Source organism: Roseivirga sp. E12, from assembly GCF_017592825.1.
GTDB lineage: Bacteria > Bacteroidota > Bacteroidia > Cytophagales > Cyclobacteriaceae > Roseivirga.
In genome coordinates this window covers 386,049-402,926 of record NZ_JAGFMD010000001.1, presented here as the reverse complement: position 1 = coordinate 402,926, position 16,878 = coordinate 386,049, and the positions used below count along the sequence as shown (strand labels likewise).

Genomic DNA, 16,878 nt, shown 5'->3' with positions numbered 1-16,878 from the left:
AGTTTAATCTTGTCTGAGTGATTTTACTGGGTTGGACTGCGCGGTTTTCATACTCTGCCCAAAAATGATCGTTGCTGCCACAAACAGTACAACCATTACTGGCAACAAGAAGAACGCTGTACCAATGTCCGTTTGATACTCATAACCTGCCAACCAAAGTCGAGCACCTAAGAATATCAATGGTAAGCCAATGACACTTGCCAGAAGGATAAGTAGGAAGAACTCTTTTGACAGCATATGCAAAATATTGGTTATCGATGCACCTAACACCTTCCTAATACCTATTTCCTTGGTCTTCTGGATTGCCGTATAACCCGCTAGACCGAATAGGCCCAAACAAGCAATTGCAATGGCCAGCAAAGAGAAAATGTTGAAGATTTTACCAAACTGCTGATCTGCCTTGTACTGATTATCGAACCGAGCATCCATGAAGTTATATTCAAAGATGTCATTAGGGAAAAACTCATCAAATGTTTGTGAGATGTATTCGATAGTCTCTGGAAGGTTCGAATCATCAATACGGATGTGGTAGGTGTCATCACCCCCATTATAAAATGGAGAAACCATTAATGGTTCAATAGAAGACTTTAACGAGCGATGATGGAAATCAGCAGTTACTCCTATTATTTCCCAGTCGCGACCAAAGAAGGTCAGTTTCTTATTAACAGCGTCCTGAGCACTCTCAAAGCCTAACAGTTGAGATGCCTTTTCATTCAAAATCACTCCTTTGATAAGGCTGAATTCTCTGTGATGATCACTTGGTATAAAATTTCGACCAGCTATGATTTCAATCTTGTATACATCCAGAAAACCAAAGTTTGCATTGATTCTATTTAGCATAGTTCCCTCACCTTCAGGGCTAGTTCTCACATTAAAGGTCCGCGGCAAACGACTACCTAAAACAGACGCTGAAGTACCTACTTTTTCAATTCGTGAATTTTGTTCAAGCTTGTTCGAGAACTGTTGAATTCTTTCGACAAACGTGGTATCCATATTAGTTAACGCAGGGCCCTCTACTGTCAAGACGCGTTCCATGTTCACACCTAAGTCTTGATTTCGCATGAAAGTCGTTTGTTGATACACCAGAACTGTCCCGGCTATTAATGCAATTGAAAGGGCAAACTGAAATACTACGAGTGTCTTTCTTAAAAGCTGGCCTTTGGAGCTTTTAGCAAACTGACCCTTGAGAGATTGTGAAGGATTAAAAGCAGCAAGAATAAAAGCTGGATAAACACCTGAAAGAAAAGATCCTAGAAGCAGCGTACCAAACAACCAAAGGAATACCGGAGTACCATAAAGCTGTGAAGACAAAAAATCAATAAGGCCTAATTCTCTCTCTACAAGCAAATTGAAGGAATTTTGAAAAACTTGAACCAGAGTTATTGCCAAAATGAAAGCAAGAAAATTCAGCGTGAGGGACTCCATTAAGAACTGGATAACCAACTGTTTTTTGGTTGCCCCCACTACCTTTCTTACCCCTACCTCTTTGGCACGTTGCAATGACTTAGAAGTGGTAAGATTGATATAGTTAATCCAGGCCATTATCAAGATAAAAGCGGCAATCAGAATTAGAATCCAAACCATGCTACCATCTGAAGTCTGATGGTTCTCATACTCATAGTCTGAATATAGATATACATCCTCCAAGGGCTGCAGGTGAAACTTCTCGTAAGTCCCCGTAACCTGATTCCCTTTGAAATACTTGTTACTGAAGTCTTCAAACTTTTGAACCAAAGACGCTGGGTCAGCACGCTCATCTAGTTGCACATAATGGAAGTAATCTGATCCAAGCCAGCCAAACTCAGCCTGTGGAGAAAAATCGAAAGTAGTAGCTCTCGATAAGATGACTTCATATTGAAGGCTGGAGTTAGGAGGTGCATCTTCCAGAATACCCACTAATTCGTATTCCATCCTGCTGGAACCCATTCTAATGATCTCTCCTATATACTTATCCCAATTGCCTTCATCTGATTGAAATAGACGTTTTGCTACGTCTTCAGAGACTACCATTTTACGCTTCTGATCGAACACTTCTTTGGGATTGCCTGCAATCACATTAAATGAAAACATCTCGAAGAAGCTAGGCTCTACCAAGATGCTAAAAGGTATTTTTACTGGATTCTGATTATGCTCAATTACATTTTGACCGAAAGTGCTGAGCGTGAAATAGTCGACTACTTCAGGGTAATCTTCAAACATTTGCTTGCCTACCGCTGAGTAAGTAATCTGACCCCTCTGAATCAAACGCTCGCCTTCAAATCGTTCGTTCATTACGCGATAGACGTTAGAAGAATTCTTATGAAACCGGTCGAAGTTAAGTTCGAAAAATGCGTACTGAAGTATGAATACCGAGGCTGCAATACCAGCAGCAAGGCCGAAAATATTAATCAGAGAAAACAGTCTGTTTTTCTTGAGCGATCTGAGAGTAGTTTTTATATAGTTTTTATACATGTTTAGTTGTTTTTAGAGTTTTTGATGACCTTTTAATTTTCTATTCTTAATACATCTGAAGGATTCTTGATGATGATTGACCGTAGTGTTGTTTTAAAATAGTTCTTGAGCATTGTTCCTAATTTCTTCTGTCCTTTTTAATGTTCCGTTGATTATTATTCATATCTAAGGTGATCTACAGGGTTAGATTTAGCTGTTTGGTAAATCTTCAATCCTATGGTGCAGAAGCAGATAAAAGCTATGGCCAATAATGACAACCCGATCATCCACCAGCTTATCTGAACTTTAAAGGCAAAATCCGTCAACCACTCGCTCATAAAAAAGTAGACCAATGGCGCACTGAGTAAAAAGGCCAATCCCATTAAACTCACATACTCATTTGAAAGTAAGCTGACTAACCTCCATAATTCGGCACCAAGTACTTTCCTGATGCTTAATTCGCGTCTTCTATATTCTGTTATGAGTTGAACCAAACCATAAACTCCCAATGCTCCGATGAATAGTCCTAAGAAGGTGAAAAGGAGAAACAGGTTACCAAACCTTTGGTCTGAGCTGTACTGATTATCAAACTCTACATCTACAAAGCTGTAATCAAATGGCCATTGAGGATAAACCTGGTTCCAGGAAGCTCTAATGTTTTCTATCGTTCTGGAGAAGTCTGTCGAATTGAACTTGATGGCAATTTTCTGATAGAAATTTGGAGCAATGACCATGGCAATTGGTCGAATAGATTGTTTTAAGGAATTAAAATGAAAGTCGTCAACCACTCCTATTACGAAACCAGGAGTTGTCCCATCTCCCCCAAAGTCAAAGGTTTTGCCGATAGCCTCTGTAGCCGACCAACCCAGCTCTTCACATAGGGTTTTATTAATGATTACTCGTTCTTCAGTATCAGTAACAATTTCTCTCGAGAAATCTCTGCCTGCAATCAACTCAATATCATAGGTTTTTAGATAGTCATAGTCTACACCAATGGTCGCGAAAGACTTACTACCCTCCATTCCCTCAAACTTTGAGATTATCCCAAAAATGCTTTCCCCCGGGGACAGTTCGGCAAGGGTTGAAGATTGGACATCTGAAAACTCCTCTAAACTCTGCCTAAACACATCATATGAATCATGAATATTATCATTGCCATATGTAGGTAATAGTAGTATTTGCTCGGTATCAAGCCCCAACTCCTGTTGCTGCATGAACTGAACCTGAGAAAAAACGATGATCGTACTGGATATCAGCGCTATTGAAATTGAGAATTGAAGAAAAATGACAACTTTCCTAAATACAAACTTTTGTTTGCCAGAGGATTGCTCTCTAAACAAGTGTGCTGGCTGTGAAGATGAAAGTCGAATCGCAGGATAAATCCCTGAGAGTAATCCTATAGACAAGACCAACAGTATGCTTTCCAACAAGTAGTTCTGATAAAAGAGAGAGAAAGCTTCCTCAGGCAAACCTAGCAACTGAACCAATGATCCTTGTAGAGTTTGCAAGAGCGTAATAGCAAGAACAAAAGACAGAAGACTAAGCAATACGGAATGGATTAAGAACTGCATGATTAGCTGATTTCTAGAGGCACCTAATGTCTTTCTTAAAGCCATCTCTTTACCTCTCTTCATAGACTGTGCTGTCGATAAATTGATGTAATTGATCATGGCTAGGAGCAAAATTATGATTCCGGCACTTGCCAGAATATAGAGGTTGTCTATATCACCTGAAACTCCTAGTTCTCCGAACATTGGGTTCAGGTGAATGTCCGACAAGCTTTGTAAGTAAAGCCCCATATTGGTGCCATATAGTTCATAGTACTCAGGGTTTGAATGCTTTTTGGATGCATCAGTGATCAATTCTCCCAGAGCCTCAACATCTACATTCTCCTCTAATTGAAAATAGGTATGCACATAATGAGCATACCATTCATTGAATTGGTAGGTACGTAGGGGTGTATTGTAGTGATTAGCAACGGAGGCAATGGATGCTAAATGAGAAAAGCTAAAATGAGAGTTCTTAGGAGGATCTTCCACTACTCCATCGATCTTATATGACATTCTGTTATCAACCTCGATCAACTCACCAATCAATTCACTTGTCTTGCCAAAAAGTCTAAGCGCAGAAGACTCCGTTAAGACGATGGTATTAGGTTCTTGTAGCACATTCTGCTTATCACCTTCTAAAAGCCTGAAAGAGAAAACCTCAAAGAATGATGAGTCCGTAAAATAGAAGTGTTCCTCATAAATGCTTTTATCTTCATGAGCGACCAAGGAAGGAAATTGTCTTAACCGGACAAAAGATTTAATCCCAGCATAATTATCCTTCAAAATAGGCCCCATTACTCCAGCACTTGTAGCACTAGATGGCACACCAGTATCAAGTCGACCTAGGTTCAAACGATATATTTGATCCTTATTCTCGTGAAATCTATCAAAACTATACTCGAATGTCACGTATTGGAAAATTACCAATACAGCGGCCATCCCAATGGCCAAGCCTATTGTGTTGATGAAAGAAAAATGCTTATTCTTTCCTATCGATCTGACTGTGGTATTGAAATAGTTTTTGAGCATGGCTATGATTATTCGCTGCGTAAAATTTCTGCTGGATTTGTTTTAACCGATTTAATGGAATGAAATAAAACCGTGAGTAATGAGATTCCGAATAAGACTAATACCGAGAAAATGAATATCTCTATTGACACGTTCACATGGTAAGCAAATGCCTCGAGCCACTGAGTAGTCAATTGATAAGAGATGGGTACCGAAATCAAAGCGGCCACAAGAATTAGCAACAGTGTCTGTCGGTTTAGTAACAAAGCAATTTGATTGAAATCTGCACCTAGGACCTTCCTGATACTGATTTCTTTCATACGATTAGCAAGGTTTATTCCCGTCATACCAAATAAACCTATGCTGGCAATTAGAATTCCAAGGGTTGTAGAAGCGTCAATAATCCGTTGCCAACGTTGGCTATCCTTGTATCGTGAAGCCAAATAGGCATCCATAAACCTTACTTCCTTTAATGGTTCACCTGTGATATTTTCGTATGCTTCTTTGATGCTTTCGACTCCTTCTGATGTCATTCCAGCTTCTAGTTTCACAAAAAGAGTGGAAAGCACTTCAGGCTTAGCCAATCGGAAAGAGATTGGGTATATAGCTGTCTGTAGCGATTCAAAATGAAAGTCCTTAACAACTCCCGCTATTCGATCTTTATAGAGTCTAAACCTAGCAGAGTCACTTACAATTAGATTGAAATAAGTTTCATTAACGTAGTCCTTACCCTCTTCCAACTCATGGCGTTCAGGCGCAGGAAATCCTTCTTTGTCAATAAAGGTAATATCAAGCGTCCTCATAAACTCCTCACCTACGCGAACACGTCTAATTCTATGTTCAATCCCATCTACTACCATAGTGCCAAAACTGCCACCCCCAGTGAAAATGCCACTACTGGTTCCTGCTTCTTTGACTGAAGCATATTTAGAGAGTTCCTGCTTCACCAGTTCTGCCTGCCCCCAAAGACCTCCAACTATAGCCATTTGTTCCTTGTCAAAGCCTAAGTCCTTATCATTGATATACTTGAATTGCTTCTGCATGACAATACTGAAGGAAATAAATACCAGACAGAGTGTAAACTGAAAGATCATCATGCCCTTAATAAGTCCCGGACTCACGCGACTTGTAGATTGACCTTTTAAGCCTGACAAAACCTTAAACCTGGCAAGAATTTGAGCTGGATATCCTCCTGCCACAAAGGATATAAACAGGCCAAAGAAGAGTCCATAAGTCAGAAGTAAAATGTTTTCTTCGATCGTAGGCAGTAATGACTTGCCAGCCATTTCGTTGAAGGTTGGAAGAAAAGTCTGCATCAGGGTAAAACCACCTATCACCGCCAGTAGTGTGAGTGTGAGTGCTTCCAAATAAAACTGAATTTTCAGCTGTGGAATATTAGCCCCCACTACCTTTCTGATAGCAATTTCTACTCTTCTACCTGCTGAAGAAGCTATACTTATGGACAAGTAATTAATACTAGCAATGATCAAGATGACCAAAGAGATTGCAATGAGTATGTAAGAGTATAGCGGAGATGAGCTCTTATTATAACTTAAGGTCGGATCTAAATAAACCTCGGAAACGTTCTTTAAGTCGAACTCAATGATCGGATTATCTTCTGCAAGTTTGAGGTTTTGGCGTGACAGGGATAAATACCGCTCATCTTTTTGGTCTAAGAATATATTTCTAATTTTTGAGTTTATGTCATCTACATGTGCATTGTCCTTCAGCTTGAAGAATGCCGAGATGGCATAGTAATTCCAATCGTCTTGATGATTTTTATAATAATAAGAATTTTCAACTGGGGCTATAATATTCAAATCCAGCATTGTGTTATGCGGCAATTCTATAACCCCCTTCACTTTGTAAATCTTGTTTGGATCACCAAGCACTATCAGGTCTTGACCTAACACTTCAATGGAACCAAAATGCTTAATGGCAAACTCCTTAGTGATAACAACATCGCTGATCGTTTCTAAAGCGACTTCCGAATCGCCTTTCAAAAACGGGTATGAAAAATTATCAAAGAAATTGCGATCAACATAGTGCACCATTTCTCCTGACTCTTCCCCATCTCTTATGGTCGTAAGGCTTTGATATTCAATCCGAGTGATGCTCTCAATTTCTGGTATACTACTCTCTATGAGCTTAAGGAATGGCAAGTTGGTGGTAGACTCCCTTTGAATTCCGGCCAAAGGTTCAGTGTCCCAAAAACCTGCTTCTAGCTTCGGATTATCAACTTTGTATGATACAGAGTGAAACAAAAAGAGGTTATCCCCATTTTTATGAAAGTTATCATAGCTGAATTCGTCTTGAACAAATAAATAGACCAGAAAGCATAACATTAATGCAATAGACAGTCCAATGAAGTTGATAAATGAGTAAAGTTTGTTCTTTACGTGAATTCGAAAAGCAGTCCTGAAATAGTTTCTAAACATAATCTTTATTCTTCTTTTAGGTGGTCAACAGGATTTTCAATCAATGATTTATATGATACTACCCACAATACAGCTATCAGTACAGCGACAGTAATGACTATAGGAATGGAAAGCTTGAAAAGAGACAAATCTATTCTATTGGCAAATTTTGAAAGCCACTTACCAAGGAAGACATAACTCAGAGGGAAGGCTATAATTGCCGCAAGGAGAAACCTCTTGATGTTCCCTTTTGCAACTTCTATGTACAGCGACTTAAGATTGGCTCCCAATACTTTTCTTATACTCAAAGCCTTCATTTGTTTAATAAGGTCGAGGACGGTTAACGCACATATTCCCATTAGACTAAGAACAATGGCAATTACAGAAAAGCCACCCAAGAGCTGTGTTGCTTGCTTTTCTTTTACAAACTGTTGATTATAGAAGTCATCCAAAAAGAAAGAATGGAAGATATTTCCTGGAAAGACTTCCTGAAACTGACTTTTAACAGAAGACATGAGCTGAGTTATGTTTTGCCCCTCAAAGGCAATGGAATAATAACCCCGACTCTCACTATCAAGAACAAAGCTGATAGGGATTTGAGATTCGGCTGGTGAGAGCTGATAGTAGTCTTCAACCACACCTACCACAGTACGGATATACTCATTCTCTGGACTGGTGATTCTTTTGCCCAATACTTCATTGGTATCTACACTACCAAATAAGGCCTTAACGGCTGACAGGTTAAGAACAGCAGCGTGATCATCAGAACTAATCTGCTCTGAAAAATTGCGCCCCGCTACAAGTTTATTACCATACAAAGGCAAAAAGGCATCATCGACCTGATGTTCGTAAACAGGAATGTTAGCCGATAAAGGTGCGTCAAATTCCCTAATCTCATAGGCCGATGGCCTGCTACCCGGTATAGCATATGAAGAGGCCACAGCTTTGACCCCGGGAATTGCCAGCCATTTGCTCTTAATTAGGCTTGGGTTAGAAGCAAATAAATCGTAGTCAAAATCCCTTGGTTCTTGTACCACATATATTCCAGAAGTTTTAATGCCTCTATCTATTCCATGAATGTAATTTGATTGTGACCAGATTGTATAAACCGCCAAGATCAGGCAGATTGATACTACCCATTGAAAAGTGACCATCCCCTTCCTCAGTGAACCGATTCCAGTGAGACTAACAGAGGTTGACCCTTTCAAAGCTTCAACTACTTTGGTTCTTTTTAGAATGCCTAATGGACCCAAAACACTGATGCCTGAGCCTATTGCGACTATAAGGATAATCGTGAGGTAAAAGTGACTGTCTGGTTGATGGCTTGAAGGAATACCGGAAATGGTGTTTATAGCGGGCTGAACCAACTGCCAAACACATAAGGCACAAAGCAGCGCTAGTCCATTTACAATTAAAGCATCAAAAAACTGTCTGTAAAACAGGTATTTATTATTCGCTCCAAAAGTCTTCTGAATACCGACAGTTTTAACTCTTTCTAGAGTTCCGGCAACGGAAAAGTTTACGAAATTGATCCAGGCAAGCATCACTATGATGAAACCTACCATTAAGAGCCCATAGACTTGAGTTGTATATCTGCCTAAGAAATTACCTTCTTCGAAATCAGACTTTAAATGTATATCCTCTATCGACTGAAGGAACAGTTCTTCTCTCAAGTGTAATCCTGCTCGTTTGGGTTTAAATCCATCAATGATTCCTTTTATTTGATCATCAATGAGAGTCTTAGCTACTCCTTCCTCCAATAGCACATATGTTTTCATTCTCCCCCAATCCCATGAATCATGATGATCCGTTGACCGATGTCTGGCACCTATGCTTTCAAATGATTTGATCAGATCAAAGTCTAAGTGAGAATTGTGGTCCCATTTTCTATAGACACCAAGAATAAGGTACTCATGTCCATCATCTTCAATCCACGACTTGCCTACTGGGTTTACATCTCCAAATATGGACGCTGCCAGTTCATCCGAAATCAAACCAGTGAACGGTTCATCGAGCCTGAGATAATCTCCCTCAATTAACTCCAAATCAAACAGGTTAAAGAAACCGGCAGATGCGTTCAGAACTTTTAAGTCATCTCTTAGCAGCTCATTGTCGTTATTGAACTTTATGAGCGTGCCCCCTCTAGAACTATACATAAGAGGTTCAACCGACTCAATACCAGCAATATTGTTTTCCAATACAGACGTTAACGCTGGATAGTTATCAGGTCGAATGCTCACCAAATCGTCATTGATATAACGCGACATAACGACCCTATATAGTCGATCGCTCTTTGTATGAAACTTGTCGAAGCTGTTCTCATATTCGACATAGTAAAAGATGCTCACAAAGGCCGCCAGGCCTAGACCAAGTCCAAGTAAGTTGACGAAAGAAAGCCACTTGTGCTTGAAAGCGGTACGGATACTTAAAGTGAACAAATGTCTAAGCATATCGCATGGACTAAGTCCAATACTATACCAATTATGCTACAGCCCTATATATCAACCACTTATAGATTATTTTAAAGCATTTATCAAGAATTTCGTATCAAATTGACACGAGCACTTGTATCAGTTTGACACAATAAATACCTTAAGGGATAATTTGGCAATTGAATTACTGAAATGTCTAAAGCTGATGCTAAAATTCTCGTTCTCGATGATGATCAGGGTGTACTCTATACAGCTAAAATGATCCTCAAACAGCATTTTGAAACTGTAATTACCGAGAAGGACCCACTAAAGCTTGACTTTCTACTAAATCAGCACAAGTACGATGTGATTGTACTTGACATGAACTTCTCCTACGGACTAACCAGCGGAAAAGAAGGAATCAAGCTACTTAAGAGAATTCTACAAAAAGATCCTGATGCCCACGTTTTGATGAACACAGCTTATGGCGAGGTAGACATTGCTGTGGAGGCCATGAAAGAAGGCGCTGTTGACTTTTTGGTTAAGCCATGGCAGAAAGAAAAATTACTCGCGACTGTTCAATCCATTTTTACGCTTAGCCAGACAAAGAAAGAGGTTAAGGAATTAAAGACGAGTCAAAAGATTGTCGTAAGAGATCAGCAACGCGAGTTTGACGATATCATCAGCATCAGTCCTACTATGAAACCCGTCTTTGATGCCATCGATAAGGTAGCCGTTACAGATGCCAACGTTTTGATACTAGGTGAAAATGGTACAGGCAAAGAACTCATTGCCAGAGCTATTCACAATAGATCACCACGCGTTGACGAGAATTTTATTAAAGTAGACTTAGGAGCCATTTCCGAATCACTTTTCGAATCGGAGTTATTCGGTCATGCTAAAGGTGCCTTTACCGATGCCAAAGAAGATAGACCAGGAAGGTTTGAAATGGCAAATGATGGTACTCTTTTCTTGGATGAAATAGGCAACTTATCCTTGTCTATGCAGGCCAAACTATTAACGGCAATTCAATTCAAGCAGGTTTCTCGTGTTGGGTCGAATAAGATAACACCTCTGGATACCCGTCTTATCTGTGCTACCAATATGCCGCTGTATGATATGATCGTAGAGAATGAGTTTAGGCAAGATCTTTTGTATCGAATCAATACTGTAGAAATTAAGCTTCCTCCATTAAGAGAGCGAACAGAAGATATTGAACCTATTGCTCAGCACTTTTTGAAAATGTATGGCAAGAAGTATCGCAAAGACAAGATGCGCCTCAACGAGACCACATTGAATAAACTAAGGCGCTATTCTTGGCCGGGCAATGTTCGTGAACTACAACATGCCATAGAACGTGCAGTGATTATGGCCAATTCGCACCTTTTGGCACCAGAAGATTTTCTACTCATCGAGAGACCAACTCAGAATGTGATTGCCAGTGATAATTACAATATTGAAGAGATGGAAAAACAAGCCATTCAAAATGCTGTAAGAAACGCTGAAGGTAACCTCACTAAAGCCGCTCAGGCTCTGGGACTTGGCAGAAGCACCCTTTATCGCAAGATGTCTAAATACGGATTGTAGTCTAAGATTTTATGAAACTATTTGCTAGATTAGTCTTAACTAACTCAATCTCTCAACCTGGATGAAAAGCCTCACTGCCTTCCTTATCCTCATGCTGTGGATTCAACCCCTCTTGGGTCAAGAATCCATCGATGACGTAGCCAACTTAATTCGTGAAAGCCAAATGAAAGATGAAACCACTGACTGGGTTCATTTTGGTACGTTTGACTATACCTTGAAAGGGGTCAATAATAAAACGACCAGTTATCTACGCGTGGAAGGAAATACTACTGTGCGAATGTACTTATTGGCTAAGACTGACTGCTATATGTTCTTTGATGTGAGAGATCAAAAAGAAGCATATGTTTTTGGCTCAAATGATGATATTAGCTTAGAAACTGAGTTGATGGGCTATAAAGCAGCCACATCTATTTATACCACCCCAGATCAATTCATGATGAATATTAATTATGGGCTGCGATGGGGTTGTCAAAAAATGATAGACACCCAGTTTCGCCTTCTTGTCTTTTATGTCAATAAAAATGCTGATGATTAATGGAGTATAAATACTTCCGCTGGAATGTAATCATTAGAATCTCCCTTATCATTCTGTTCGGCTATGGGGCCGTCTACGTTATTACGCAAACACACTTTTGGCTTGTCTCTTTTTGGTTAATCCTCGGACTCATCATCACGTTAGTCAACCTAATTCGGTATGTAGAGCGGTCCAGGCGTGAATTAGCGAACTTTTTGCTCGCCATTAAACAACAGGACTTCAGTAATACCTATCACCACAAAAATGAGCAAGACCTTAATTATGCTTTTCATGAGATCAACCAAGTGCTAAAGACCCTCCGAAATGAAAAGGCCTCTAACCTACTCTATCTCCAAACCATTGTTGAGCACGTTCGCGTGGCTTTAGTCTGCTTTGATGATCAAATGCGTGTTCAGCTCGTCAATCATGCGGCTCAAGATTTATTTAACAAAAGTTTAATCACTACCATTCGATCTTTGGAACACATCTCCGGAGAGCTCTTAGACACTATTAAGAATATTACTAACGGGGAGCGGGAATTGGTAAAACTAAGTCTGAACGGCAAATTGATGAACCTCTCCATTCAAGCCACAGAATTTAAACTTCAAGGTGAAGCCTTTAAGCTAATTTCCTTTCAAGACATTAAGAGTGAATTAGAGGCCAATGAAATCGAATCATGGCAGAAGCTTATCAGAGTACTGACTCACGAAATTAAGAATTCGGTTATCCCCATTTCCACGCTCTCAGATGTGATTCTGCAAATGATCAAAGATGAATCTGGTAACCCTGACTTGTCGAAATTAGACGATGAAGGCATAGAAGATTTAGTCGGTGGACTCGAAACCATTGAGTCGAGAAGCAAAGGCTTAGCAAACTTTGTGAAGACTTATGATCAACTAACCAAAGTTCCGAAGCCAGATATTCAATCTGTGAAGGTTGAGAGCTTGATAGGGCGACTTACCAATCTATTCAAAGCGGATATCGATCAGCATGCCATACGCTTGGAGGTAAACCTTCAAGAAGGATTAGAAATCAATATTGATTCTGATCTGATAGATCAAGTTTTGATCAACTTGTTCAAAAATGCGATAGAAGCTCTTCAGCAAGTCAAAAACCCTGTCATTAGAATAGAGGCCCAAAGTGATTCTGAAGAAACGACCATCATGATTTCTGATAATGGTCCCGGTATACCAGATGAAATTGCAGAAAACATATTCGTACCCTTCTATACCACAAAAGTCTCGGGTTCGGGTATTGGCCTTTCCCTCTCCCGTCAAATCATGCGCTTACACAAAGGAAGCCTAGAAGTTAGATCTTCAAACAATCGGGGAACTACATTCTTTCTTAAATTTTAGGGCCTAGTTCGGATCTATGTTCGGACCGTAGATAACACCGTTCGGATTATTGAGCACATCGAATTGCATTATTCGTCTTGATGCTCCAGATGTCAAATCGTACTCATTCACAGAATTATTTTGCCAATCGCAGAGATAAAGTGCATTGTCTCTACCGAAAAGAAAGCCTTCCACTCTTTGCATTCCTGTAACAAGGTTACTTTTAAAATTGCCAGTTGCTAAATCAAACTCTTTGACCTGCCCCACTGACCAGTCAACCACAAAAAGCCCATTGCGACTTTCATCCACCCAGACGTTAACGGGACCCTGTAAAAGGCCTTCTCCAATTTTTGCCAGTTCATTTCCCTGGCTATCATATTTAACAATAGATGGAGTGCCAAATAGCGCTAGGTAATAATTTCCATTACTGTCCCAAGCATGGCCCATTGCCCTGTCTACTCCCGTCACAAACTCATCAACAAAAGCACCGGTCTCATAATTGAAGCGGGCGACATTGTTAATATCATTAGTCCATTGGCTCACATATATGAGATTATCAGGACCTATGGAGGTTTTTGTTGGCGCCCCAAGAACATAGCCATTGGTAAAATCTCTGATAAAGGCTCCTGTTGCACCATCGTATAATTTCAAAGCTGTATTATTAAGGCCAGTGACTAAGAAATCACCAGCATCATTAATGATCATCTCCTGTGTATTTCCCAATCCACCAATTGCGGGTGATACAAAATCCCCGATGAGCTCACCCGTCACTTCATCAATGACCACAACTGAATTTCCTCTGCTATTGCTTATGTAGAGGTCTCTAAGCTCTGTTGTTGTCAAAGTCAGTGACTGATTGGCAATGGAAAACTTGCTGTCTTCCTCACTGGATTTGTGTATAGCTGCCACAGCAATACTGTAGCTTATTGCGTTTCTGATATTATCACCATTTATATCCTTCAATAAAGGATCAAGTGTCAATTTTACGTCACCCTGCTTAGCGGTAACTATTTGAACTCTGTCATCTGCAATGAAAAAGCTAGTGACTCCTACATTAGATTGTTCCACCTCTGGTACCAACAACACCCTAAATTCTTTTACATGCTGAATAGACTGAGAAAAATTAAAGAACAGTCGAATGTCAGAGGCATTGTCTCTGTTGTTTATATCGAAATGCTCAATAGCATTAGGAGCGAATATCACAGGTACTTCATCATTACCATCAGAGGATTCGCATGAGGTAAAAACAAAGACTACAACGAGTGAAAGGTAAACTAACTTGGTATTCATGATAATCTTTTTCCTAAGAACGCAGATACTGAATTAGGAAACCACTTACATAAATTGCTAGTGTGTTTAATAAGCCTGTGGGTAGAATTAAAGGATAAAATCACATGTTTATGTGACACTTCTGCTGTCACTCATCAGTAGGTTGACTCATAAAACATTGGGTAATGCAGGGAATTAAAAGGCGTGATTAGCAAAGAGTAACAGGTCTTTTCAGCTAATCCCATATGTCTGAATAGTAGAATATGTTAAGTTTGGCCTCAGAATTGAACAGGTTTAAATAAAAAGTGCTGAATGCCACTCAAAACAAGATTTAAGAATAATCTCATGAATAAATCAAAACTGATTACGCTCTTGGTCGCCATGTTCCTATCGGCTTCACTATGGGCGGCAAATCCATATAAATACACTGTTGACCTTACGAAGATCGTAGATGACAAGGTCTATGTAGAGCTGTCGACTCCTAAAATCAAGCAAAAGGAAATCACCTTCTATCTTCCCAAGATCATTCCTGGTACTTATGCCATTGCGGATTACGGAAGAATGATTTCGGAACTCAAGGCATATGATAAGAAAGGGCGTGAAATATCAGTCGAGCGCCTAGACGACAACTCATGGAAAATTAAGAATGCCAAGAAACTCAGAAAGATCACATACTGGGTTGAAGACACTTATGATACCCAAAAAGAAGGCCCAAGTATTTTTCAGCCTGCAGGTACTAATATTGAGGCAGATAAGAATATTATTGTCAACCCAAGTGGATTCTTTGGCTATTTCGAGGGTATGAAAAAAGAGCCTTTTGAGCTCAATTTCATCAGAGAAAAGGATTTCTATGGTGCAACTGGTCTCAAGGCAGATATTGTGGGCTCTATGGCTACAATTTCCCTTAGCAAAGAGAATAATAGTAGTGATGAAGACAAGTTCGTAGACAGATTCAATGTTGAGGACTACGATCGTTTGGTAGACTCACCTTTGATGTATAGCAAGGTTGATACGGCCATTGTGAGAGTGGCTAACACAGAAGTGCTAGTAGCCAGTTATTCACCCAACAATAAAGTAACGGCCAAGGAAATAGCGGAGAGCATTAGCGAGGTACTGGATGCGCAGAGCAAGTTTCTAGGCGGTGAACTACCCGTAGATAAATATGCATTCATCTTCTACTTTACCGATCAGCCAGTTCAATCATTTGGTGCACTAGAGCATTCTTATAGCTCATTTTACTTTATGCCTGAAAGCACTATCGGGCCGATGAACCAACAGTTAAGAGACTTTGCGGCACATGAGTTCTTTCACATTGTAACACCATTAAATATCCACTCGGAAGAAATTGGAAGCTTTGACTTCAATGATCCAAAAATGTCTAGGCATTTGTGGATGTATGAAGGAATGACCGAGTACTTTGCGGGTAGTGTTCAAGTGAAATATGGCCTTGTATCTCCTCAGGAATACTTAGGGATGCTAAGTCAAAAAATGGTGATTGCCGGACAGTTTAAAGACACTCTAGCTTTTACCGATTTGAGTCTTGGTGCCCTAGACCAATATGCCGATCAATACTATAATGTTTACCAAAAGGGAGCCCTTTTGGGTGCTGCTTTAGACATTAAGCTTAGGAAGCTTTCTGATGGTGCCTATGGTGTGCAGAACATGATGGCTGACCTTTCTAAGAAATATGGTAAAGATGTGTCGTTTAAGGATGAGCAACTTTTTGATGAAATTGTTGGCCTCACCTACCCTGAAATTGGAGAGTTTCTAAATACATATGTAGCAGGCAATACTCCTCTTGATTACAAAGAAGTATTTGATCAGGTAGGTGTGGATGTCGTGCTTGATGGTACTACTAAGCAGTACAGCATTGTTCTGAATCAGTCCAATATTAGGGTAATTCAGCATGATGGCAAGCCTTACCTTTCTATTGGGAACGATCAGGCTATGGACGACATGGGCCGGGCATTGAAATTGCAAAACGGAGATATCCTTATTAAAATGAATGGCGAAGAGTTTCCACCTTTGGGGCCAGAAATCAACACCTTCATTACCGATCAATTTTCAAAAATCCCTCAGCTAGAAACATTCACGTTCACAGTCATAAGAGACATTGATGGGGAGAAGAAGGAAATTGTTTTGAGTGCGCCTAACCAACAAGTAGATGTTCCTACTCCGCTTTCACTCGCTTTTAATCTAGGCGCTTCGCCTGAGCAGTTGAAGCTTAGAAGATATTGGTTAGAAATTGCAGCTAACTAAGCAATAGAGAATCATCAAAAAGGGTTGAATTAACGTTCAGCCCTTTTTTATTTCCTTGTATTCGCAAGCTTAGCATATCCTTTTCAGATAAAAAGAAGT

General features: G+C 39.9%; 9 protein-coding genes. 4 read left to right on the top strand and 5 right to left on the bottom strand.

Annotation, left to right across the window (positions count from 1 at the left end):
• Window positions 1-3 precede the first annotated feature (3 nt).
• From J4E76_RS01755 to J4E76_RS01740, 4 genes are all read right to left on the bottom strand, one after another.
• Entirely contained in the window at window positions 4-2,451 is a 2,448-nt protein-coding gene (locus J4E76_RS01755) for an ABC transporter permease (protein ID WP_208500803.1), read from the bottom strand.
• Between the two features lie 155 nt (window positions 2,452-2,606).
• Window positions 2,607-5,009, bottom strand: coding sequence for an ABC transporter permease (locus tag J4E76_RS01750; protein WP_208500802.1), 2,403 nt, complete (start codon window positions 5,007-5,009; stop codon window positions 2,607-2,609).
• A gap of 8 nt (window positions 5,010-5,017) precedes the next feature.
• Entirely contained in the window at window positions 5,018-7,426 is a 2,409-nt protein-coding gene (locus tag J4E76_RS01745; protein WP_208500801.1) for an ABC transporter permease, read from the bottom strand.
• 5 nt (window positions 7,427-7,431) lie between these two features.
• Window positions 7,432-9,855, bottom strand: coding sequence for an ABC transporter permease (locus tag J4E76_RS01740; RefSeq protein WP_208500800.1), 2,424 nt, complete (start codon window positions 9,853-9,855; stop codon window positions 7,432-7,434).
• Between the two features lie 174 nt (window positions 9,856-10,029).
• Here J4E76_RS01740 and J4E76_RS01735 point away from each other — a divergent pair, with 174 nt between their 5' ends.
• The 3 genes from J4E76_RS01735 (at window position 10,030) to J4E76_RS01725 (ending at window position 13,272) form a co-directional block, all read left to right on the top strand.
• Window positions 10,030-11,403: a sigma-54 dependent transcriptional regulator gene (locus tag J4E76_RS01735; protein ID WP_208500798.1), complete on the top strand. Its 1,374-nt coding sequence runs from the start codon at window positions 10,030-10,032 to the stop codon at window positions 11,401-11,403.
• 61 nt (window positions 11,404-11,464) lie between these two features.
• The gene (locus J4E76_RS01730; protein WP_208500796.1) at window positions 11,465-11,938 is read left to right on the top strand and encodes a hypothetical protein; all 474 of its coding nucleotides are present in this window, start codon (window positions 11,465-11,467) and stop codon (window positions 11,936-11,938) included.
• Window positions 11,938-13,272: a PAS domain-containing sensor histidine kinase gene (locus J4E76_RS01725; protein ID WP_208500794.1), complete on the top strand. Its 1,335-nt coding sequence runs from the start codon at window positions 11,938-11,940 to the stop codon at window positions 13,270-13,272. Before J4E76_RS01730 ends, J4E76_RS01725 begins: the two co-directional genes overlap by 1 nt.
• A gap of 3 nt (window positions 13,273-13,275) precedes the next feature.
• Here J4E76_RS01725 and J4E76_RS01720 read toward each other — a convergent pair whose 3' ends face one another.
• On the bottom strand, window positions 13,276-14,541 hold the full coding sequence (locus J4E76_RS01720) for a hypothetical protein (protein ID WP_208500793.1): 1,266 nt from the start codon (window positions 14,539-14,541) through the stop codon (window positions 13,276-13,278).
• 324 nt (window positions 14,542-14,865) lie between these two features.
• Here J4E76_RS01720 and J4E76_RS01715 point away from each other — a divergent pair, with 324 nt between their 5' ends.
• The gene (locus tag J4E76_RS01715) at window positions 14,866-16,779 is read left to right on the top strand and encodes a peptidase M61 (RefSeq protein WP_208500792.1); all 1,914 of its coding nucleotides are present in this window, start codon (window positions 14,866-14,868) and stop codon (window positions 16,777-16,779) included.
• The last annotated feature ends 99 nt before the right edge of the window (window positions 16,780-16,878 follow it).